Annotated in this window: 27 protein-coding genes; 12 read left to right on the top strand and 15 right to left on the bottom strand. The window is 33.0% G+C overall.

What is annotated here, in order from left to right:
• Positions 1-316 precede the first annotated feature (316 nt).
• The 3 genes from P9E47_RS21350 to P9E47_RS21340 all read right to left on the bottom strand — a co-directional run bounded on the left by P9E47_RS21350 (position 317) and on the right by P9E47_RS21340 (position 4,014).
• The gene (locus P9E47_RS21350; protein ID WP_326164867.1) at positions 317-697 is read right to left on the bottom strand and encodes a four helix bundle protein; all 381 of its coding nucleotides are present in this window, start codon (positions 695-697) and stop codon (positions 317-319) included.
• A 112-nt stretch (positions 698-809) separates the two neighbouring features.
• Entirely contained in the window at positions 810-1,103 is a 294-nt protein-coding gene (locus tag P9E47_RS21345; protein WP_326164864.1) for a hypothetical protein, read from the bottom strand.
• 1,210 nt (positions 1,104-2,313) lie between these two features.
• The gene (locus P9E47_RS21340) at positions 2,314-4,014 is read right to left on the bottom strand and encodes a hypothetical protein (protein WP_326164863.1); all 1,701 of its coding nucleotides are present in this window, start codon (positions 4,012-4,014) and stop codon (positions 2,314-2,316) included.
• 766 nt (positions 4,015-4,780) lie between these two features.
• Between P9E47_RS21340 and P9E47_RS21335 the strand changes: the two genes are divergently transcribed.
• Both P9E47_RS21335 and P9E47_RS21330 read left to right on the top strand, forming a co-directional pair.
• Positions 4,781-5,245 carry a TFIIB-type zinc ribbon-containing protein gene (locus P9E47_RS21335; protein WP_326164860.1) on the top strand — a complete coding sequence of 155 codons (465 nt, stop codon included), beginning with the start codon at positions 4,781-4,783 and terminating at the stop codon, positions 5,243-5,245.
• On the top strand, positions 5,226-6,020 hold the full coding sequence (locus P9E47_RS21330; protein WP_326164858.1) for a hypothetical protein: 795 nt from the start codon (positions 5,226-5,228) through the stop codon (positions 6,018-6,020). The genes P9E47_RS21335 and P9E47_RS21330 overlap by 20 nt, the downstream gene beginning before the upstream one ends.
• Positions 6,021-6,056: 36 nt before the next feature.
• Here the strand turns inward: P9E47_RS21330 and P9E47_RS21325 are convergent, their stop codons facing one another.
• From P9E47_RS21325 to P9E47_RS21310, 4 genes are all read right to left on the bottom strand, one after another.
• On the bottom strand, positions 6,057-6,773 hold the full coding sequence (locus tag P9E47_RS21325; RefSeq protein WP_326164856.1) for a hypothetical protein: 717 nt from the start codon (positions 6,771-6,773) through the stop codon (positions 6,057-6,059).
• Positions 6,774-6,775: 2 nt separating this feature from the next.
• Positions 6,776-7,375 (bottom strand): hypothetical protein, encoded by a 600-nt coding sequence (locus tag P9E47_RS21320; RefSeq protein WP_326164854.1) that lies wholly within the window; start codon positions 7,373-7,375, stop codon positions 6,776-6,778.
• A gap of 12 nt (positions 7,376-7,387) precedes the next feature.
• Positions 7,388-8,617 carry a PIN domain-containing protein gene (locus tag P9E47_RS21315; protein ID WP_326164851.1) on the bottom strand — a complete coding sequence of 410 codons (1,230 nt, stop codon included), beginning with the start codon at positions 8,615-8,617 and terminating at the stop codon, positions 7,388-7,390.
• A 398-nt stretch (positions 8,618-9,015) separates the two neighbouring features.
• The gene (locus P9E47_RS21310; RefSeq protein WP_326164849.1) at positions 9,016-9,450 is read right to left on the bottom strand and encodes an Lrp/AsnC family transcriptional regulator; all 435 of its coding nucleotides are present in this window, start codon (positions 9,448-9,450) and stop codon (positions 9,016-9,018) included.
• A gap of 119 nt (positions 9,451-9,569) precedes the next feature.
• On the opposite strand from P9E47_RS21310, the gene P9E47_RS21305 reads away from it, so the two are divergent.
• The gene (locus P9E47_RS21305; protein WP_326164846.1) at positions 9,570-9,986 is read left to right on the top strand and encodes a carboxymuconolactone decarboxylase family protein; all 417 of its coding nucleotides are present in this window, start codon (positions 9,570-9,572) and stop codon (positions 9,984-9,986) included.
• Positions 9,987-10,274: 288 nt separating this feature from the next.
• Entirely contained in the window at positions 10,275-10,589 is a 315-nt protein-coding gene (locus P9E47_RS21300) for a hypothetical protein (protein ID WP_326164844.1), read from the top strand.
• 130 nt (positions 10,590-10,719) lie between these two features.
• Here the strand turns inward: P9E47_RS21300 and P9E47_RS21295 are convergent, their stop codons facing one another.
• Positions 10,720-11,175, bottom strand: a complete 456-nt coding sequence (locus P9E47_RS21295) for a hypothetical protein (RefSeq protein WP_326164843.1) — start codon at positions 11,173-11,175, stop codon at positions 10,720-10,722.
• 217 nt (positions 11,176-11,392) lie between these two features.
• On the opposite strand from P9E47_RS21295, the gene P9E47_RS21290 reads away from it, so the two are divergent.
• A complete protein-coding gene (locus P9E47_RS21290; protein ID WP_326164841.1) occupies positions 11,393-11,590 on the top strand; it encodes a hypothetical protein in 198 nt (65 codons plus the stop codon).
• Positions 11,591-11,616: 26 nt separating this feature from the next.
• Here P9E47_RS21290 and P9E47_RS21285 read toward each other — a convergent pair whose 3' ends face one another.
• The 3 genes from P9E47_RS21285 to P9E47_RS21275 all read right to left on the bottom strand — a co-directional run bounded on the left by P9E47_RS21285 (position 11,617) and on the right by P9E47_RS21275 (position 12,680).
• Positions 11,617-11,898, bottom strand: a complete 282-nt coding sequence (locus tag P9E47_RS21285; protein WP_326164838.1) for a hypothetical protein — start codon at positions 11,896-11,898, stop codon at positions 11,617-11,619.
• 36 nt (positions 11,899-11,934) lie between these two features.
• Positions 11,935-12,312, bottom strand: coding sequence for a Holliday junction resolvase RecU (locus tag P9E47_RS21280; RefSeq protein ID WP_326164837.1), 378 nt, complete (start codon positions 12,310-12,312; stop codon positions 11,935-11,937).
• 239 nt (positions 12,313-12,551) lie between these two features.
• The gene (locus P9E47_RS21275) at positions 12,552-12,680 is read right to left on the bottom strand and encodes a hypothetical protein (protein ID WP_326164836.1); all 129 of its coding nucleotides are present in this window, start codon (positions 12,678-12,680) and stop codon (positions 12,552-12,554) included.
• 717 nt (positions 12,681-13,397) lie between these two features.
• Between P9E47_RS21275 and P9E47_RS21270 the strand changes: the two genes are divergently transcribed.
• The 5 genes from P9E47_RS21270 to P9E47_RS21250 all read left to right on the top strand — a co-directional run bounded on the left by P9E47_RS21270 (position 13,398) and on the right by P9E47_RS21250 (position 16,595).
• Positions 13,398-13,907 (top strand): hypothetical protein, encoded by a 510-nt coding sequence (locus P9E47_RS21270; protein WP_326164835.1) that lies wholly within the window; start codon positions 13,398-13,400, stop codon positions 13,905-13,907.
• 546 nt (positions 13,908-14,453) lie between these two features.
• Positions 14,454-14,927, top strand: a complete 474-nt coding sequence (locus tag P9E47_RS21265) for an Lrp/AsnC family transcriptional regulator (RefSeq protein ID WP_326164832.1) — start codon at positions 14,454-14,456, stop codon at positions 14,925-14,927.
• A gap of 11 nt (positions 14,928-14,938) precedes the next feature.
• A complete protein-coding gene (gene azlC, locus P9E47_RS21260; RefSeq protein WP_326164829.1) occupies positions 14,939-15,709 on the top strand; it encodes an azaleucine resistance protein AzlC in 771 nt (256 codons plus the stop codon).
• Positions 15,706-16,038, top strand: a complete 333-nt coding sequence (locus tag P9E47_RS21255) for a branched-chain amino acid transporter permease (RefSeq protein ID WP_326164827.1) — start codon at positions 15,706-15,708, stop codon at positions 16,036-16,038. The genes azlC and P9E47_RS21255 overlap by 4 nt, the downstream gene beginning before the upstream one ends.
• 101 nt (positions 16,039-16,139) lie before the next feature.
• The gene (locus P9E47_RS21250) at positions 16,140-16,595 is read left to right on the top strand and encodes a PaaI family thioesterase (protein WP_326164824.1); all 456 of its coding nucleotides are present in this window, start codon (positions 16,140-16,142) and stop codon (positions 16,593-16,595) included.
• Positions 16,596-16,770: 175 nt separating this feature from the next.
• On the opposite strand, the gene P9E47_RS21245 is transcribed toward P9E47_RS21250, so the two are convergent.
• Together P9E47_RS21245 and P9E47_RS21240 are read right to left on the bottom strand one after the other, a co-directional pair.
• Positions 16,771-17,787: a hypothetical protein gene (locus tag P9E47_RS21245; protein ID WP_326164821.1), complete on the bottom strand. Its 1,017-nt coding sequence runs from the start codon at positions 17,785-17,787 to the stop codon at positions 16,771-16,773.
• An 85-nt stretch (positions 17,788-17,872) separates the two neighbouring features.
• Positions 17,873-18,331: a helix-turn-helix domain-containing protein gene (locus P9E47_RS21240; protein WP_326164819.1), complete on the bottom strand. Its 459-nt coding sequence runs from the start codon at positions 18,329-18,331 to the stop codon at positions 17,873-17,875.
• Positions 18,332-18,817: 486 nt separating this feature from the next.
• Here P9E47_RS21240 and P9E47_RS21235 point away from each other — a divergent pair, with 486 nt between their 5' ends.
• Together P9E47_RS21235 and P9E47_RS21230 are read left to right on the top strand one after the other, a co-directional pair.
• Entirely contained in the window at positions 18,818-18,946 is a 129-nt protein-coding gene (locus P9E47_RS21235; RefSeq protein ID WP_326164818.1) for a hypothetical protein, read from the top strand.
• Between the two features lie 141 nt (positions 18,947-19,087).
• Positions 19,088-19,312 (top strand): DUF2188 domain-containing protein, encoded by a 225-nt coding sequence (locus P9E47_RS21230; RefSeq protein WP_326164815.1) that lies wholly within the window; start codon positions 19,088-19,090, stop codon positions 19,310-19,312.
• Between the two features lie 93 nt (positions 19,313-19,405).
• Here the strand turns inward: P9E47_RS21230 and P9E47_RS21225 are convergent, their stop codons facing one another.
• Positions 19,406-19,870 (bottom strand): hypothetical protein, encoded by a 465-nt coding sequence (locus tag P9E47_RS21225; protein WP_326164813.1) that lies wholly within the window; start codon positions 19,868-19,870, stop codon positions 19,406-19,408.
• Positions 19,871-20,025: 155 nt separating this feature from the next.
• Complete coding sequence (locus P9E47_RS21220; RefSeq protein ID WP_326164810.1) at positions 20,026-20,781, bottom strand: hypothetical protein; 756 nt, start codon at positions 20,779-20,781, stop codon at positions 20,026-20,028.
• Between the last annotated feature and the right edge of the window lie 78 nt (positions 20,782-20,859).

Here is a 20,859-nt window from a genome sequence, read left to right as displayed (position 1 = left end):
CAAATTCATACTTTTTTTAAAAGTTGAACCTGCTTAAGCGATAACGCCTGTTAAATTGAAATTTATATCTATAATCTAATTATAGTGATAATCCGCCATTTCTCAAGCAAAATCACTGTCAAAATAATCTCTCAACATAATTGTTAGTTATGCAGAGAGTCGGCTATTTTCAAAAACAAAAGAATATGGCTCTAACAGCTCCCTAAGCTAAATTAAGAATTGAAAAACTGTACACATAACTTTTTAGCGACTTTTGTCCGAGCTTTTAACGTGGCTAAACTATTTTAGCGATTTATCCACTTATATTACCTTTTCTTCAAATGACCATTGCCGACTTATCCAATTTGCTTCTTTCTTTATTTATTAACGCCCTTAAAACATACTGAATCTCCTTGAACTCCTTATCTAATTCTTCATACTTCTCTACGAAAATATATTTCCTGTCTAAAACGAGGTCTAAATCTCCTCTAATTTCATTGGCACTTCCAATACCAGAATCTAAATGCTTGATATTAGTTTTTGGATAGATTGATGGATTCCCCTCAAACAAATTCAAATAAATAGAGTCCATCGCTCTCCGCATTTGGCTACCAATTTCATAGAGTTCATGTTTGGGAAATGTTAGTGTTAGCTGATTTATTTCCAAAGATAGCTTTCTAATTCGTTTTGTTATATCTAAATCTCTTGGGTCCTTCATTTAATTTATTCCCCCCTTTATTTTAAGATTGACGTGTATCATACTATTTTCAAAATTGTTTAGCTGATTATCCTGATACTCATATACTTCCAAATCATCTACTGTTTCTTCGTTAAGCTGTTCTGTATAAAGTTTCAAGTTTTCTAACATCATCCGTTACACTCTGATGAAACTGCTCTTTTATAGCAATAATGATGCTGTAACTAATTTCCGCTAACTTAAATCGGACTTCTTCCAGTTCTGCAACGTTAATGCCTTCAAAGCACGTTTCTAAAAAGACTTCTTTTAACGCCTTTACTATCTCCTGCATTTGCTCCAACTCTTCTATCGCCAGTGGTTGAAGTGAATAAATGAACAGCGTTCTTTCCAATTGGTCGATGTCTGTTTTAATTTGTCCTATGGACATTCTATCAGCTCCTTTCATTGGTTATTTCCTTATAACCTAATAGTAGCAATTTAACAGTCGTTTGAATTTGAAAAGTGGTCGAATAGTGTTCGAGTACCTTCAACCTCGCATGACAACTTTTCCTTCCTATCACTTCAACTCTATAAAAATATGTTTCAAACACTATTCTATTGTAATTTTTACACCCACTAATTTTATTAGACTAATTCGTTGAAATGTTGTTCTGCACGTTCGTATGAGAAAGAAATTGTGTTGAATTAAGTCAAAATATTTATCGAAAAGTTGTATTATTTTTATTCTTGTATAATGGAGTTATTGAATTTCATACAATTTTTTGAGCACTTCCACATAATGAATGAAACAATATCCTGTAGAAGCACTTTACAATGTGCCAATAGCACAAATAAGATTCCATTCTTCCAAAAAGTCTAAAGTCTTCAATAAAACAGAAAACTTTTACATAAAGCCTTCACTTATCTATTGAAATGTCGCAAAAACCCTTTTGTTGCAATTAAACTGCATCAAATCCAAACCATCTGATGCAATTGTCATATGCCTTCATAGAAAAAAACAAATATAATAAAAAGCTGATACAATAAAACATCCACGATGATTTGAAACTATAAAGAACAGCAAATACAATTCATAGTAGCACCTAAAAGTGGGTATCCGAAAAGCTATAGTACATTGTAAATGCCACTGGGACTTAACAAATATATTGGCAACTACATCTATAAAAAGTCATTTTTCTATTGAAAAGGGCTCTTTTGTTACCAAAAGAATCAAACCTGTCTATCAAAATGCCATAGCACAAATAAAATACCTATTAACTTTCAATATATTGCTGTAACATCAATACCATATGCTTATTAAAAGGAACTGTATAAAACAAAGCAAATGGATAATAGCACTACTGACTTTTCGTTAAGATGTTCATTTTTCTTTATCCATTTGGCTTATGTAAAAGTTAGGGGTTTCATTTTTATATCATCCAGTGTTTTCAAATAACGGATTGTTTTACTACTACAGTCATACTTAAGATATCTATAGCAGTTATTGTTATCATCTTTTATGAATAGAGACGACTGCAGTTCAACTGATACCGTTGACACCTTCACCTGACTCTTGAACGGAACAAACATGCAATACAACTATTGCCGATTTAACAGAAAAAGGATGTCCATAAAGACACCCTTTAAGCATTTTGGTATTAGTCGAAAATAATTTTTTGACCCTGGTTTTTGATTTGATTGATTTGTAGAAATGGCCGCAACACATCCAATACTTTTGAAAAATTCGCACCATCCTTTATTCCTACTTGAACCCGAACGTCTTTCTTTCTGATATAGGATTTACCCGATTGCTGAAGGTTAGTAAGAATGGCTTTAACCTCTTCTACCTTTTCATCAAACTGAGTTGGCATCTTTTCCTTTTTTCCTTTATCTTTTGCACCAGCTTCTTTCCCTATCTTATTTACTTCGATTTGGCATTTATGATATTGGATGCCTGGCAATTGCTCCAGCACTATATCTATCACTCCCTGATTGTTATTAAATACATAAATTTTTGCATCCTCTGGGTTATCACGAGCAATTCGTCTGATTGCCTGATATATCTCTCCCGCAATCGTTGATAATCTAACTTTTTCAACATCTTCATCTTGGAAAATAGAAATATTAGCAATTGGAAGGTTTTCATGGTATTTGTAGAAGAAGTTGGTGAGGGCGTATGTCCCATAGTCAAAATTCGGGGATTTTTGTACAATAACCATATTATAATTTCGGTAAGTGTTTTTTCCAATTAAGTTACCGAAGTAATCTACAGTTAATGGCATTCTCAATGTTTCTTGTACCCCATCCAATGAATCATTGAAGTATGCCTCGATTCCTTTCTCAACTTGCTCCTTTTGCACTTGTTCCGTAATGAACAGCACACCACCACTATCCTTCAAATCTATTTGCTCTAATGCCTTTTCTGTAAGGTTTATATAGTTCTTTAATGCCCTTTTACTGGTATTTAAATCGTAATGGTAGAATTCTGCTTGTGAATAATCGTATATTTTAGGTTGTTTGATAACCTTAAATTTATTAGAAAGGGAATATCTATAGTCGAATGCATTAGCATCCAGAATGATATTGCAATCCAACATTGCAAATTTAGGTGTCGAATCGAAGGTATGGAAACCGCCCTCATAGTAATAAGCACCATTATTCAAAATCTGCTGGAACTTAAATAGCAATTCTTTATGCTCACTCTTTCTTGCCTGTTTAGTCTTTTTTAGCAACTGTCCAATAACATCTTTGTATTTATCATATTTGTCTGATTGGAAACTCACGAATACCATTTCCCTATTTTTCAAAATCTCTGAATCATTCGAGTATTTATTCGCCATATCCCTTAATAGACTGGCAAGGTCATCTGTTTCAGCAAAGCCATATTGAAATATATCAGTCCATAACTGCCCTATCTCCTTATATGTTACGGTTATCTGCTCCAACAGGTCTGGGTACTCGTCTATCACCAAAATTACCCTACCCTCTATTAAATCCTGATGGTCTCCTCTACAGATATTAGAATACATTTTATGGGTAATACACAAGGTTCTTGCCTCAATTGCTCTTTTTCTTACCCTTTTCCTTTTCGTATCCTCTCCTGTAAAAGCTACTGCAATTTCTTTTCCAGCCAGTGTATTAATACGTTCGGCAGTAGCATCTAACTCTCCATCTTTTGAAAATCTCTGCACGTATAACGCCCTATCTTCTGTTTCTGCTAAATACCTCTGTACGTTCCTGCTCTTTCCCGCCCCTGCCTCATATCCAAAGACTGAAAACACCTTATTATCCCATTTGCTTCTATCGAAAATTTGATTTTTTAAATCATCAAATATGCTTGTTGTTATTAAATTTCCCACTTTATACATCCTCCTTCGTTATTAATAAATGCTGATGGATACAGTATAAAACGGAAAATTACTTTAGAATATTGAGTTTGTGTCGAACAACGTCTTACCTAATATTTTACAAATAATGATGTTTTCTTTATACGATTTAGAGGATATTTTACCTTGTGTTCTGAAATTATTGGTATTTTGTAGTTTTTAGTTTCAATCTATTTTGGCTATTTGGTAGCAGTCCGACAATTTCATTTTAATCATAGTCCTTTGAATTTTAGATTATCATTCTATGTTCTTTGTCCTTAGTTTTAATGAACTTAGATAATTCAAAAAGTTCTTTAACAGCTTGGCTGTTTGTTATATTTCTCTTTAGTTATTGCAGTGGATTGACGACTTTTCATTAGATGGAGGATAATTAAAGGAGGCCTTTGACATTTTATTAGAATAAAGATTCAATTTTATATCATTTAACTTTTTGGATTTTTATAGCCCTATATAGGTTTATGTTTTCCGCAAGTTGCTATGCCCCTTCATCCCTTATGCACCAAGGCTTCATTAACCTTCGATTGACACAAAAATCCATCAAGGCATCCCTTCATATCAAGTCCTCTATTACATCGCAAATGGAGAAATGATTAAAACTCTATTTAACCTAAACTAAAAAGCATAATCATTGATTTCTTTTCTGGGTCAGAAGTTATTGAACCACCCACAACCAATTCTCAACGACAATACATGATATAATAAATGTAAACTTTTTTTGTGATAACTGAGGTGAGCTGTAATGTCGGATATAGATATTCCATTCTCTATTCCATTGGATGATGATGGATTTGTAACCCTTCAATGCCCTTTTTGTGATAAGCAGTTTAAAGCATTGGGAGATGACTTTGAAGATGATTCTGTCTATGAAATATTTTGCCCCCATTGTGGATTAGTAACAGAACCAAGCGAATTTTTATCAGATGAAGCGATTGAAAAAGGCATGAGATTAGCAGAAAATCATATGTTTGAACTACTAAATGGATTCATGAATGACATAGATAAAACTTTTAAGAATAATGACCTAATTAAAGTAAAGACAGGTCCAAAATTTAAAATGAACGACCCTAAAACAATAATTGAATCTGACAATATGGAAACTTATCAGCTAAATTGCTGTGAACGCAAAATAAAGGCATCGCTAATAGATGACACGCTATATTGCCCTTATTGTGGAGGTGAAGAACATGGAGAAATTGATGGATAAAAAAGATTTTCAGATTATGTCTGCAGAATTTCGCAGAGTATCAAGTAGGTTATTAAGAACGAATGCTGATGATGGATTAGATAACTTAAAAAGATTTCTATCTTGTATCGAAAACAACCCTATCATTTGGCAATTCATTCAGGAACATAACACCTTAACCTTTGACATAGAAAAGGCCATTCAAGAAAGAGAAATGCATGAAGGCTACTCTATAGAACCAGATAAAAATTACGAAATTTCCTTTATTTATCAATTACTGAAATATTGTGCGGAACATTGCAAGAATTACTTATCTATCTGTTATTGGTATGGCTCAAGTAGAAAATTTCAAGATATGGTGGTTTCCTTTAATGATAGGGTTGTTCATCTTTTCGTAAGTCATATTGAAATTTACCTAAAAGGAGTCTGGTTAGGCATGGGAGATGACGGAAAAATCAATATCAGTGTGAATGGTGGACAAGTCGCTATTGCTCAGGGACAAGGAACTGTGAATGCCACTCAAAACAATCATTACGGACAAGCTCAAAACCTGAAGGAATTGGCAGAAGAGTTTTATAAACTTATTGAAGCATTGGATATGGACAAAGAGGATAAAGAAGATACTAAGGAAATCATTGAGGTTGCTGTTGCGGAAGTTGTATCTGAGAAACCTAAACGCTCTTTAGTTAAACATGCGATTGAAAAGATTGAATATGCTGGGAAGTTAGGGACAGGGTTAAACGGACTGAATACAGTTGGACAGCAATTAATCGGACTCCTTCAAAACTTTTTATGATGATAAAAGCCAAGTAAAAGAGCCTTATTGGCTCTTTTATTTCTTTTTGCTGAATGCCGATATAATAGAATCTGTATTTGAATAGGCCCGTTCAGGCATTTCATCCCAAAACGTTTCTGTTGATTCTACGTAGCTTCTAAAGTCTTGTTCCTCCACCACAAGGGAATATGAATCTAACAAAACTGCTCCTGCAAGTTCCAGAGTATCTGTTCCAATTATAATATCGAGTTCAAAATAATCTGGTCTAATCTTCCTAAGTTTTCTGGCTGATTCGCCATCACCATGCTTGATTGTATTGACCAGTAGCCTCATTTCTCTTATCTTATTCCATGATGCAATCTCTTCAAACTTAACACCATGTAATTCAAAAATCTTTTTTGCATCACGGAACGATAACGCATTGTTGCGGATTGGTAAAAAGTGACGCATCTCCGTTAAAGAAAACTTAATTAATTGCTGTTCCCAAATCTGACACAACATTGAAATAGTCATCAATAGATGATTCTTTTTCATTGTGTTCAAAAGCTCATATAGTTGTATCCCTTCATCATTTGCAAAATCTGCAACAGTGACGGGGTCAGTATTTTCATCTGCTGGAAAGTTATTATAGATGGAATCAGCATAATCGGTAGCCTCTTTCTCAATGTCGCCAAATGAGGGTATCGTTCGGTTGTAATATTCTGCCACCATAGATAACTCTTTTTTATACCTCTCCATTAATGGCTTCCAAAAGTAGAGTTGGGTATCCTTCATCTTTACCAATCCTCTCTATTTGCAACTCTTTCATAAATCCAATAATACAGTCTCGAATGAACGTAATCTATTTCCTTCTGCATATGCTTGAAGTCAATTCCAAAACTTTCTTTCCCATTACCATACTGAAACTCTTCTAAGTCTTTATCAAACGGATATCTGAAAGTCATAGAGCTGTCATCAGTATTATGTAGTTCCATTATTAACTTACCAATTTTCTTAAGTTCGTTCTTAGCTTGTTGATTATCTAAAAAGCCATACTTACTCCTTACCTCATTATTTACCTTCGACCATAAGCTATCTAAGCTATGTCCTTCCAGTTTTTCTTTGGTTTTTTCGTAACCCACACCATTATCAAGATAAACTTTGTAAAGAATTGCTTTTAAACACAATTCAATTGAATGTCGGTAAAGAAACAAAGCTGGATTAATAAAACTATCCACGATATGCCCTCGGTTCTCACCTACATCATTAATTAATTTATCTGCAGAATCTTTAAACTGAGCCGAATACAGAGCAAACTGTTCGGCATTTTTCCTCATAGTTTTTTGCCAATTTGGATAAGCATTCTTATAGATATCTGGATTTGATTTAAAAATCATTTTCCCCTCACCTTATTCCTCATATTCTCCCTCACGGAACATATCCGTATGGTCTATATTTTCACATTCGATTATTTCAACACTAAGATAGTCTGGTTCATTCCCTTCAATATACTTTCTTAAAGAGAAGTTAGCGACATCCAATTCCTTTTCTGTATCCACTGGAAGCAAAAAGACTATATTTTCCGTAACCTTTACCATATCAGTAGCATAACTTTCAAATTTTTCATCTAAATCATCATGAACAGGATTATAAATATAGATATCTACTTCCATTTCCACATCAACATCTACTGAGACAGAAATAGAATCTCCATATACATCAACTTCGCTTAGTTGAATATCACTAATATTCCCAAACAATAACGGGTCAACGTACCCTTGCATAAAATAATCTTCATGTATCCCATTAGGTTGCATATTGGAAAGAAAACTATAAGTTTCGGATAATATTTCGTCTGCAAAAAACTTTTGTATCAATTCCTCAGCAATTCCGTTCCTTAGTTCTTCCTCAACTTTATCAAATAGTTCACCAGATAAAACTTTTGTATGTAAATCTTTAAACAATCTCTTTATCTGTCCATCATTATGGGCGAGAAAATCATGTATATTTTTATATGCAGTTATCTCGCTATTCTTACTAATTTCGGGATGGAGGGGATATGGCATTTCCTTCGGACTGCTTTTAGAGCCAATATCGCCAAATTCTTTTGTATTATTAGAAATAAAATAGCAGTTTTCTAACTTATTTTTCTCTGCAAATCGTTGATACGAATACCAAATAATCGCATCTCTTATCGCCTTATTTACGGTTTTGACGTTTTGACCTTTATTATTAGTAATGTTCCCCTGCTTTATAAATGGACTTTTCTCATACATGTCAGCTTCAATAATATCTTCTAATATATCCCCATCGTACTCAATAATTTCGATTTGGCTTTCGTCTTGGAAGCAATTAAACTGCTTATGGAAATCCTCTAAAATGTCATCAAGTTTTATATCAATAACAAAATTTTGAGCTGTCTTATCTAAAAAGGGGCTCAATTTAACCATTGATTCATTGGCCGCTTTCAGTTGTTGCTCAATAAAAACCTTATGTGCTCTAAAAAGTTCGGTATATACAGCTTTACATATGTATATTTTTACGTCTTCATGTTTTGCAAAGTTTAATAGAATTCTATTTTTCCCCTTTTTAAAGAAGGGGTCATAATATATGGCATTCGTATCTAAAAAGATATTCATGTTCCCTCTCCCAACTTCCCATCGTTTCCTTAAAAAATCTGCTGGAGAAGTTGTTCCCGAGCAGTTCCATCCTTCAACGACACTTATTCCTAATGCTTAATATACAAGTTCCAATATTACCCTTACCAATTACCCCCATAAGGGTTAGGTATTTTTCTAAAACTTCATTCATCCAATTATTTATCTTATCCCATCTTTTCCTAATCAGAGTAAGAATTTCCCACCAATTCGATTACTTATATCTCATTTGGTTTTGGGCTTTTATATGACGTAGGTTTTGAAAATTTGTTTATTGATTCTTTTGAAATTATTTCTCTCTAAGATACTGCATAACACTTATATACGTAATTGCTAAGCAGTTCTTATTATATTAACGGAGCAGGTTAATATAATAAAACCTAATTAAACTTTAAATTTGTCTGGACCTGCGAAAATATAAAGTGTGTGACAGTACGAGCAAATGGATTAACATTTTCAATAAACTCTTCTGCCTTGCCAAAAGTGTCAAATTGCATTTTCAACATGTAACAGGCATTACCAGCAATTCGATAACAAAATTCCACATTTGGTAGCCCCTCAATGTATTTCTTAAAGGCGTTATAGTCCCCATTTTTTATAGTTGCTTCTATTATACATTGGACTGGAAGGCCTAATTTCTCATAATCCACCTCCAGTGTATATTTTTTTATTACCCCAAGTGATTCCATTCTCCTTACACGCTCAGTTACAGATGGAGACGATAAATTAATTCTTCTTCCAAGCTCACTCATTGATAGGCGACTATTTTCGTTTAATTCATCTATTATTCTCATATCGATTGTGTCAATTTTCATATTTTAAGTTAAACCTCCTATTTACCTTAATTTATCAAAGAATAAGAGGAATTTCAATTTATAATTTAATGTGAAAGAACAGAATCATTCGATATGATAAAGTACAAGGAGGGATTTTTATGACAAGGATTGTTGAATCTCAATACGGTGCAACCCCTTTCCAAAGACTTTTAGGGCATAATCAAGAACTAATGGTCTTGTGGAACCAGTTAGGAGATGCGTTTGAGAAAGATGGAATACTTACTGCTCAATTAAAAGAACAAGTTAGGCGAACTTTAGCACAACAAAATGGTTGTGAGTATTGTAAAGCAAAAGGAAAACCTGAACCCCAATTGTTCGATGAAAAGATGACTATTGCAGTCGGATTTGCTGAGGCTTTTTTAAAACAAAAAGGGGATATATCAGACGCTCAATTTAATGTACTGAGGGGCTACCTTTCTGATGCAGAAATTAGTGAGCTTTGTTCATTTATTACATTTACTACTGCGTCACAACATTTTGGTGCCATCATGAAATTAGAGGCTGTAAAATCATAAAAAACATCAAAACTCTTATTGAAATAACGGGTACTTTAACACAATAAGAAACACAATAAGAAATCCAAAAAAGACTAAAATATGTGATTTTTTATATACTCACATATTTTAGTCTCCTTTCCATAGATAAAGATATCTTCATTGATAGAAATCCCCATTGTAATATACATCCATTTGATTAATCCCCCCTTAAATATATAACGTTCTGAGAAAGTGTTTTATCGATAAAATCAAAAACAAGGCTTTTGTGCTATGTTAGAGTTATAAAATATAGTTGAGGTGATAGCTTTGGCAAATACAATACAGGTTGAGGATTTATTAAATCGTGTGGGAAAAGGAATTTTCATAAAATACTATGAGGATTTTAAAGAATTAGAAACGAAGAATGTTCCCAACTCAGTAGTAATTGAAAAGATTCAGGAGGACTTCACACAAAAGTCCAAGAATTCAAGAACTGTAAAAGCTAAACGTATATTTGTTGAAGGAAAACAAGTAGAGGCACTTAAAATTATAGTAGAGTCAAATCATCCAAGTGTACAATCAATTAAAGCAAGAGCAAATGAATTACTCCAAAAAGAATTAAATCGAAAAAGTATTCTCTAATACTTTTATTGAAAGAAATCCGTACTTTAACCTAATCCCAACAGACTTGGACTGCAATAAGCGGTCTTTTTTTATTCGTCTAACACTTGTTTGAAAGTAAACATAAAAAAACACCATAAAATGGCGTTCATTACATATCTCTATTTTTAAGACCTTCAACAAAACCAGTCCACATTTCTTTCTCTTCTCTTTCAATTTCTTTACGTTCTTGTAGAATTTCAGCATTATCCTTTTCAATTACTTTCGCTATTGCAGGATTTTTTAGCTCGTTTTCAAGAAACATTTTTACTAAATCTATATTTGAGTATTCATCTAAATACTCAGGGTCAAAAGATAGGTTTCTAAGCAACTCCCCGACTTCATTCAAATAAAGAGCTACTACTTTACTACCTATATCATAATCTCCTTCTTTTTCTGGGAAAGACATTCCATTTTGAGAATCGCCAATAAGCATTTTTGTAGCTTTTACATGTATATCAAGTCCTCCAAAATGAGCCAACTCTTTGTCGTCTACACCTTCACATCTAATCGTAATATCATTTCCCCTACGGTCAACGCCATTTACTTGAAACCCGCTTTTTTCCACTCTGTAAACCTCCTTCAATATTTCTAAACTAATAGTTTATCCAATTATCACCATACTACCAAGCTGACTATATATTATCAATTCATTTTTATCTGACTTAACTTATAAATGAAATTTCCTTTCCATTGGCATCGTAATAACACACCCTTTTCAAATCAATAATCTATTAGTTCAACAGAATAGGAGTAATCATTTACATTAGGAAAGGGTACAGAGCATGAAAAAGGTGGAGATAATTCTTTCAGAAGCGTTAGAACAGGAAATTGGAGAGATTGTATTGCTAAAGTCTTTCGGAGATTATGTAGCAAAGGAAGAAGATATAATTTTGAAGGTATTAGAACTGTACACAAGTCGATACAAAAACATGGTGAAAGGTTCGTTAAATGCCATTAACAATGTCTCAAAAAGAAAATAGAAGCTCCTTCGCAGGGGCTTCTGATACTATCCCATTTCTCTTTCATTTACATAATCAACTTCACCCTCATACTTCTCTTTTATCTTGCTTACATCGCCTGTAAATGGCTTTAGAGTAAGCGATACTTCCGTAACATAACATTTAAATTCTGTCAGCTTGTACAATTCTTCATTCAACTTAATGACCCTTTCTTTTCTATACCAGCCCATAAATTCTGGCTTTTCATCTATTTCCCTTTTGAGGATAGTCCATAAATTATGATGAAACTCGTCTTCGTAATTTCTTTCAATTTCAATTATTTTTCCCACTCTCATTCCTCCATTTTTCGTTTTTTTATCTGAATTTTAATAATTTGATAGATTGCTTAAATCATATTGATACCGAGTTCGCTTTAACTTTTGAGGAATAAGAATCCCCTTTTCCTTAATCCACCCTAATGAAAAACTCTTGCGTTCACCGTCATGGTAAAACTGATAAGCTGTTACCGCATCCACAAAATACGTTTCATTTATATCTCTAAAATTGAATACAAATCCTGCAACCACTCCCTCCATCTGACTATAACGATGTAATGATTCAACTTGGTATGGCTGTAAAGCTCCGAAAGGAATTGATTTACCTTTATGGCTCTTTAGCTCTAATAGATAGATATTCGGAATCTTATATAAGATAAAATCGCAGGGATTTTTTACGTTGGCGAATCCTAAACTATCATCTTTCAATCGATAAAAGAATACGTCTGCTGGAACAGAATCATAAAAATCCTGCTCGAACCGTTTACCTGGATTCTGTGGTGTTCCCTTTCTCTTGATTTCACTTGTTGCAGTTGCAATAAACCATTCACTCCTTTCTTATAGCATTTCTATATGATAGAGATTCATCGATAGTTTTATAATAATTTCCCTGCCTCACCACTGATTACTTAATTTTGAGCCACCGCAATTACATAGTCGTAAGCCCTTTATACTGATAGCAACAACAAATTCAATGAAACAACTTCATCCGATACTTTTATTTTACCGCCATACAGCAGTTGCCCCAATACCATAACGGTTCTATTCTGTCTTACATAAAATTTTCCACTACTCATTATCAGTTGAATCTTCAACAAGTTATTAGCGATATTACGTATAACCAGTGTCGTTGCAACCTCTTTATCGTTAATTCTGCTGTTTATGGACTTGAGATTTTCTATGGATAGGATTCAAACGATAGAATGGCTATTATCCTTTTGGTAATGTTTTGCTTAATACGACTTTTCAAAAGAAATGTAGTTTAACTGATTTTGATTATATGACATGGTTTTTAGAAACCTTAGATTTATTAGAAGGGGTTTTCTTAAAACAGCTTGGCTGTTGATTAAAAGTTCTCTTGTTTTTGCAATATAAGACGAAAATTTCAATAGAAGAAGTCTTTTTTGAGGAGTCTTTTGACATTTGAAAAGAACTATTCATCAGCATTTTGCAAATCAATTTTAGACGTTTTTTAGGACATATATAGGTTTATGTTTTCCGAAAGTTGGAGAACTATCTAAACCCTTGATGCGACTGCTTTTATCGGCAATTTACGTTCAAAAATAGAAATCACATTTTATATAAATTCGGCATCGGTCAATCGTTAAATTGAAGGCTACTTCCTGTACAAATGTAGATATGTTTCAAACAACTTTTTAACCCTCTACCTTTACTTTTAGCCTCGTTTTCTCTTACGAATCCCTGCTTAAAATAGCTCCGACAGAGTGCAGTTATAAAGGAAAAATAATTTTCTATAATACTAAAAAAGAAACTAATAGAAAGGAGCAAAGTACATGAATAAAGATAGATTTTTTACTATGGATGTAGATAAACGTGCAGAAGAAATAAACAAAATGCTTGTAAACAGCGATTTAAAAGGAGTTGCAGAGGCTTTAGGCTTGGCATATTCTACTTTTACAAAATCCATGCAGACTGGCGACTACACTTATATAGCCAGAGAGAATCAATATTTTAAGTTTATTCGGGATAAAGAATTACTGGGGACTATGAAACCATCTGATAAAGCAACAACTGGCTTTCAAGAAGAACTTACTTTTTTAAAAGAGAATTTAGAAACCTTAAAAAGTTTAGTGTCTACCGTAAACGAAAGCCCTACGCTTGTCTTAGATAAAGATATCTACAATACCAAGGCAAAATACGTGAACAAAAATTTGAAGTTGAACGAAAACATTTACGAAAAGTTCTCCAAGTTATGTGAGAACCAGTTCCCTCACCTGAAAATTCAAGACCTAATAGCGGAAAGTTTATTAGAATTTATTAACAAGTACCAAGAGATTGAGTAAATAGACTTTTTTAATGGCACAGGCAAAGCTCCCTGTGCCTTTTTTCATTGTCTAATTAAGAAATCATTACATAATGACCTGAATGACCACAGTTTCTATCCGAAAAAACATGAACATTTTCATACTTTATACGTAATTACTCCGAATAATTGCTGAAAAGGTATGGTGAAGTATGAATTGTTATTAAATTATTTTGTACTTACTTCGTAATTGTTTAGATATTTGGCTTTCTTATTCCATTAATGGTTGGATATTTGGGACACGTTACATACCGCCGACCAACATCGGTAGGTGTTTTCGTTCGCCCAAACGTCCCATTCCAGAGTGAAAGAACTGGATAGTATGCTTCTGTAAGCGTGTTTTTAGTAGATGTTGAAAAAACCTATAAAAGCATCATTTAAACAACACCATTTAAGTTGAATTTTATTCTCTATATATTATATTTTTATAAATTAAATTTTGTAAATTAGTTGATTAACAAATAAATATTCGTTAATATATCAATAGAGGGAAATATTATTCAAGGTGAATAGGAGGGTTTGAAGAATGACAATTATCCTTGACGATAGTGATAAAGCAATATTAAGAGAATTGCAGGAGGATGCATCAATTTCAAACATTAATTTATCAAAGAAAATTGGACTTTCACCATCAGCTTGTCTTGCGAGAACAAAAAACCTATTAGAAACAGGTATTATTAAAAAATTTACTACTATTGTTGATGAAAAAAAATTAGGAATTGAAGTCACAGCAATAGCTCTTATCAACTTATCGCCCCTGAATAGGGAAACCATTCATTCATTTTTAGAGGATATAAACAAATATCCACAAGTTCAAGAGTGCTACACACTTACAGGAAGCCATGACTATATGCTTAAGATTGTAGCAAAGGACATGGAGAGTTATCGGAATTTTATCATTGATTCATTAATGCAAAATCCTGCTATCAATGGTGTTGAAACAAGCATGGTAATGAGCACAGAAAAAAGAACTGTTAGTGTTCCAATTGACGAAGTTTAGGAGTTACGGAGATGAATGACAGCAAAAAGTCTTTACAAATAAATCCTCTTAGGATATCCAATCACATGAATAATAATAAAAATCAAATATGGATGGCATTTCGTTCGGCTTTCCCATACACAGCCCCAATTTTTGCAGGATTTGTCTTTTTGGGAATTGCTTATGGAATTTTTATGAACTCATTGGGATTTAATGCAATTTATCCAATTTTAATGAGTCTATTTATATTTGCAGGGTCAATGGAGTTTGTTGCAGTCAATTTTCTGCTTGTAGCTTTTAATCCGATTAACGCCCTTTTTCTAACCCTGATGGTGAATGCACGACATTTGTTTTACGGTATTTCCATGTTGGATAAGTACAGGGGAATTGGGATGAAAAAGTTTTATATGATTTATGGGCTTTGTGACGAATCTTTTTCTATCAATTCCACTGTTAATATCCCAAGGAATGTAGACAAGGGTTGGTTCATGTTCTTTGTGACACTGCTCAATCATTCGTATTGGGTAATAGGTTCAGCGATTGGTGGCATTTTTGGCTCTCTTGTCAAGTTCAACACAGAAGGACTTGACTTTGTTATGACAGCCCTCTTTGTCGTCATTTTCATTGAACAATGGATGAAGGAGAAAAAGCACCTTAGTGCTCTCGTGGGAGTTGGTCTGTCAGCAGTTTGTCTTATTATTTTTGGTGGAAATAATTTCATTATCCCTGCTATGCTTACAATTTTAGGAATGCTAACTGTACTTAGAAAGCACCTTGAGAAAACGGAGGTGGACACCATATGACTATGAGTTTAACTCAGCAGATTATTACAATTGCAATGGTGGTTTTAGGCACGATGCTTACAAGATTTCTTCCATTTATCTTTTTCCCATCAGGTAAACCCACACCGAAGTATGTACAGTATCTCGGTAAAGTGTTACCATCAGCAGTTATTGGACTTTTAGTCATTTATTGTTTTAAGGATGTTAGCATCCTATCTGAAAGTCATGGCATCCCTGAACTTTTAGGGGTGGCGGTAGTTGTATTTCTTCATTTTTGGAGGAAAAACATGCTAATATCCATAGCTGGGGGAACGGTTTTCTACATGATGTTTGTACAATTTGTTTTTTGAAAATTTTTGTTAAAAGTAGTTACTTTATCTCCTAATATCATTCCTTATATAAATGGTGGTGGAGTAAAAATATTCAATATAAGTTAGAGGGAGAGGTAAAAATGAAGAAGAAAATTGATGAACATCAAATTCACAAGAAACATTACGAGGAAATTTATGAAAAAGTAAAAAATGACCCATATGCTCTATCACTCGGCATTCAGCTAACAGAATTTAAGGCTGGTTTTGCAGAAGCATATATAGAAGTACAAGAGCATATGGGAAATGCTTATGGAACTGTTCATGGGGCAGTTATTTATGCTTTAGCAGACCATGCTTTTTCAGTAGCGTGTAATGCGTATGGAAAAACATCGATGGGGCTATCGACAACCATTCAGTTTATGGAATCAGCTAAACCAGGAGACAAGATAGTAGCACGTGCAACTGAAGTTAGAAGAAACTTTCGTACTGGATTTTATCGAATTGAGATTTTTCATGAGCAAAATTTAATCGCAACAATGGAGGCAATTTCTTATCGTAAGGACCATTACTTTATTGAACTTGATGAACAAAATTAAGTATTATAATATTTTATGAACGGGGCTGTCCGTAAGAACAGTTCCGTCTTTCTCAACAATCATGTGCGTTAGTTGGACAAAATCATCGGAATGATAGTCTACTTTTTTATGTCTTAAACAAAAGTAACCTATTTAAAAGAGGCACTGGATAACCCAATGCCTTGTTCCTACTTAACTACAGGCTATACTGTAGCTCTTGCATCATGTCTTGCCTATCCTCCCCGTATAAAACGTCATTACTGAATAATAAGATGAACTTTTCAGCAACTTCGACTAACCTATTTACTGTATCTCTAACATCACGATATGGTTTAAATTGAAACTCTATCGTATGTTTGTTATCCCAAAACTGAAGTTCCTGTCCAATTAATTCTCTTGCCTTTTCTTCTCTATCCTTAATTTTGTAATAGATTTGGGGACTAAACTCTCTAAATGTTAATTTCACGTAAGCTCTGTGACGCATATCCTCAATTGAAATCAGTAAGGACACGCCACTTTTTCCGAATCCAAAAGAAAGGTATCTGTTTTCGAGATTTTTTCTCCTTTGGAATGGAAAGAAATAGGGTATATTAGTTTGTAATTGGTCTAACAAGTAATTATTTGCCTTAACATGGGGTTTAGAGAGGTCACTTTCTATCTCTACCCTCAATAATGACACATCGCCTTGTATCGGCTTTACAACACTTATATCCTTTAGTTGTGTAATAGGCTTTGCAACGGTATTGAGAACATTTAAGTTCTCGTAAATCCTTAACTTATGAGTTTCCGTATTGAGCTTATTAATTAACGGAAGCAACTCTTTATTGATTTGCACAAAATATAGATTAATATCTTTTCCTTCTACTGCATTTTTCAATCGCTCCACATCTTTTGGCCTGAATCCTAATGCTTGGTAAATTATTATTCCCTTTTCTAATCTTTCAATAATTTTAAGCAATCGTCTCTGATGACTACCATCTGATTTTGTTAGTACATTTTCAATAATGACTTCGACTTTTAACTCTTGCTCAATCCCATACATATCCAACATCAATACCTTTTTCTTTTGTACATCATCTCTACTCGTAATATCAAAACTTTGTTCCAATACTACTTCAGATAAATTTAGATTCAATTCCTTTTCCAGAATATCCAGATGCTTTGCCATGTATAACGTAAAAATTGTCTCCTTCTCGCTTCCCATTTTTGACAATCTATTCACCCCAAATTTCTATTCATTTTATATAGAAAAAGAGAACTATAAAAAGTCATAGTTCTCTTTTCCACCTTTTTTTGCTTTACTGTAATGCCTTAAGAAATGTATCTACTTTGTTTAAAATCTTAACTGCATCCACATGTTTACTATGTTCTTTCCACTCGCTATCCAATAATGTCTGTATAAGTGATAAAAGGTTCTCCCTCGCCTCCATTGTCGGCAATTTTCCCTTAATCAGATATTCGTTATAAACCAACACTTCTTGAATACTTTTTCTCGGAAGGTCTTCTTCAATAGGGTCAATATCAATTAAATCCGTTATATTCACATTTAAAGCCCTTGAGAGATTTCGTATAATTGGATAGCTGGGAGCACGTCTAATGCCTTTTTCGAGCTTATGAATGTACCCTGCATCTATTTTTGCCATCTCACCTAACTGTTTGTAAGTTAAATTTTTCTGTAAACGATAATGTTTGAGATTCTGAGAAAACGTTCTTGGAATCTCCCTGTTCCCCTTTACATTAACAACATTTCCATTCATATACTTTTCCTCCTGCTTAATCTGCCTAATCCGTTTAATAAATTAGAACCTCCTGTTGTAATTCTTCTTAATAGAATTCCTTGTTTTATATTAAGAATGATATATTATAGATTTCGCTTGAAAAAATATTCGATGATAGAACAGGGATAAACAATAAAGTGAAGATGATAGAATACAAAAAAATGAGCAATTAAGGATATGTTCAAAAATATAGAGCTTTTCCAAAATAAATGAAACAACTATGGCAAATGAAAATTGAGGGAAAATGGTTGAAACTCTATCACCCCCTTACTTATTCTTGAGTATTATCATACATTCTAATATTTTTAAGTTTGATAAATTATAAAAATACCCAACAAAACACAACATATAGTATGTCTGAAATAAATAAACAACTATATATTGTTAATTAAGGAATAAGGTGCTATAATTCTGTATTGTGGGGGAAACAAACGAAAAAGGATTACATATGAGGAGGTGAACCATATGGTAAGAGTGAAAATCAATACTTCACAAGTTAATAGAGCGATTAGAGAGCTAAATAGACAAGTAGATAAACAAGTAAAAAGAGAAATGCAGAAGCTCGAACGAGAGTTAAAGAGAAAGCTAAAATAAAAAAGCCCTTATTTGTTTTGCAGAACAAATAAGAGCCATAGATTTATATATACACGTTTATATTACAACAAATTTTATTTTCATAAAAGAGGACCTTACGTTCGCCTCCCACACCATATCAACTTATGAGGGGATGTATAAATGAGGAAAAATCAACATGTTACACCGCATTCTGGTGGAGGATTTCAAGTAAAAGGTGCAGGAAATTCAAGAGCAACAAAAATTTTCGATACCCAGCGTGAAGCTATCGCATATGGTAGGGGAATTGCAAAAAATCAGCAATCAGAACTTGTTATTCATAATCTAAAAGGAAGAATCCGAGAAAAAAACAGCTACGGAAATGACTCTTACCCACCGAGAGGTTAATTAAATCGATTCATAGGAATTCAATGACAAATTTAATACCACAGCGGGGAGTAATCTTATACTCCCTTTTTCTTCAAGAATGTTTATAGATAATCAATTGCCATTAATATAATTATCTTTTGCTTGTTTTATTTGTTGTCCTACGAGTTCCCAACGGTTGTCCATTATATCAATATCCTCAATACTGACTTTCCCAAAATATTTCTTGTATGCCTCTTCTCTTGCCAAATCTACAACTTTCTTATAATTTTCCAATTCATATTTAATAATTGTCATTATCCATGAATTCTCAAATCCTTCAGTTTCTAATTCAGAATATATTTTATCATGTTTCTCTAAAATTTTATTTCTCTTCGCTATCCATTTATCCGTATTTTCATTGCTCATACTAAAATCTTGTAAAATAACTTCAATTTTCTCTAATGTTGATGATAAATCAGTCAATACTCTAAATTTCCATTGAAGATGCACATCTTCTTTTAACTTTTCTAAAGATTGCATCAATTTCTGTTCTGTTATCTTAATAACCTGTTCTTCAAATACCTCAACCATCTTCAATAACTTTCACCCTTTTACATGAGAATATAAATAACAACCCTTCCAATTTCACTCTAATCACCATAGTTTTTCGCAATGTTCAACCTGTAGCTACCAAATTTATCACAGAAGACTTATACTTTTTAGTCTTATACAAAAAACTGTGAAAACAAATTTTATAAATTATTGACAACCTTATTACGATATTCTTCCCAATAGTTTTCCTCATCTCCCCATATTTCATGTAACCATATGTACATCATTATTATCTCAAGATACTGTTTTTTTCCTTTGATAAAAGGTTTTCGAGAAATTTTTGTGTAGAGGGAATTCAGATTAAATAGATTTGTTTTTTGCTTATAATCATACATATATGGTTTCCATTCTTCTTTACTCTTAACTTTATGTTTTAATGGCCATAAGGAATCATCATTATAAAATCCTGATAAATAATCTGAAGCAAAAGCCCAAATATTTACTTTGTACTTATTCCACGTCTTTTCTAACCACTCGTTGATTTCTTCGGTTAAAAATACTGAAGGAGTATTTATTTCTCTTTCACTTTCAATCCTATGGTAATCTTTTATAAAGAGGAATAACATTTCTGTTTGTCCCTTTAAAAATGCGTTCTTTTTTATTAACTGGGCATAAGCATCGTAAGAACAACTTCTAAATTCTTCGTCTTTAAAATAAAGAAAAAATAATTCATCCTTCTTTAGAAAACTAATTATAGAGCGATGGATATGTTTTTCATGTACGTCATAGATATTAACTAACCATTCTTGAATTTCATTATCATACATTTCCAGTTGATTTCTGAACTTAACTAAACGTTCTTCGTTTAAAAATGTCTTTTGTTCCATTTCTTCAATATTTAAATACTGATTAAAATACTCAAAAACATAATTCACACATATTCGCATGTTATCCATTCTGGCATCAATATCATATTCATTTATCTTATCTTCTTTTTTTCTTTTTGAAATATATTGTTATTAATCACCCTGTTT

Origin of the sequence: Schinkia azotoformans (assembly GCF_035811335.1) — a bacterium.
In the GTDB taxonomy this organism is placed as follows: Bacteria; Bacillota; Bacilli; order Bacillales; family Bacillaceae_J; genus Schinkia; species Schinkia azotoformans.
This window is presented reverse-complemented; position numbering and strand designations above follow the sequence as displayed.

Coding starts and splice junctions, on each gene's coding strand:
- P9E47_RS21350 (WP_326164867.1), bottom strand. CDS start 697: ATGAAGGACCCAAGAGATTTAGATATAACAAAACGAATTAGAAAGCTA.
- P9E47_RS21345 (WP_326164864.1), bottom strand. CDS start 1,103: ATGTCCATAGGACAAATTAAAACAGACATCGACCAATTGGAAAGAACG.
- P9E47_RS21335 (WP_326164860.1), top strand. CDS start 4,781: ATGTCGGATATAGATATTCCATTCTCTATTCCATTGGATGATGATGGA.
- P9E47_RS21330 (WP_326164858.1), top strand. CDS start 5,226: ATGGAGAAATTGATGGATAAAAAAGATTTTCAGATTATGTCTGCAGAA.
- P9E47_RS21325 (WP_326164856.1), bottom strand. CDS start 6,773: ATGAAGGATACCCAACTCTACTTTTGGAAGCCATTAATGGAGAGGTAT.
- P9E47_RS21320 (WP_326164854.1), bottom strand. CDS start 7,375: ATGATTTTTAAATCAAATCCAGATATCTATAAGAATGCTTATCCAAAT.
- P9E47_RS21315 (WP_326164851.1), bottom strand. CDS start 8,617: ATGAATATCTTTTTAGATACGAATGCCATATATTATGACCCCTTCTTT.
- P9E47_RS21310 (WP_326164849.1), bottom strand. CDS start 9,450: ATGAAAATTGACACAATCGATATGAGAATAATAGATGAATTAAACGAA.
- P9E47_RS21305 (WP_326164846.1), top strand. CDS start 9,570: ATGACAAGGATTGTTGAATCTCAATACGGTGCAACCCCTTTCCAAAGA.
- P9E47_RS21290 (WP_326164841.1), top strand. CDS start 11,393: ATGAAAAAGGTGGAGATAATTCTTTCAGAAGCGTTAGAACAGGAAATT.
- P9E47_RS21275 (WP_326164836.1), bottom strand. CDS start 12,680: ATGAGTAGTGGAAAATTTTATGTAAGACAGAATAGAACCGTTATGGTA.
- P9E47_RS21270 (WP_326164835.1), top strand. CDS start 13,398: ATGAATAAAGATAGATTTTTTACTATGGATGTAGATAAACGTGCAGAA.
- P9E47_RS21265 (WP_326164832.1), top strand. CDS start 14,454: ATGACAATTATCCTTGACGATAGTGATAAAGCAATATTAAGAGAATTG.
- azlC (WP_326164829.1), top strand. CDS start 14,939: ATGAATGACAGCAAAAAGTCTTTACAAATAAATCCTCTTAGGATATCC.
- P9E47_RS21255 (WP_326164827.1), top strand. CDS start 15,706: ATGACTATGAGTTTAACTCAGCAGATTATTACAATTGCAATGGTGGTT.
- P9E47_RS21250 (WP_326164824.1), top strand. CDS start 16,140: ATGAAGAAGAAAATTGATGAACATCAAATTCACAAGAAACATTACGAG.
- P9E47_RS21240 (WP_326164819.1), bottom strand. CDS start 18,331: ATGAATGGAAATGTTGTTAATGTAAAGGGGAACAGGGAGATTCCAAGA.
- P9E47_RS21235 (WP_326164818.1), top strand. CDS start 18,818: ATGGTAAGAGTGAAAATCAATACTTCACAAGTTAATAGAGCGATTAGA.
- P9E47_RS21230 (WP_326164815.1), top strand. CDS start 19,088: ATGAGGAAAAATCAACATGTTACACCGCATTCTGGTGGAGGATTTCAA.
- P9E47_RS21220 (WP_326164810.1), bottom strand. CDS start 20,781: ATGGATAACATGCGAATATGTGTGAATTATGTTTTTGAGTATTTTAAT.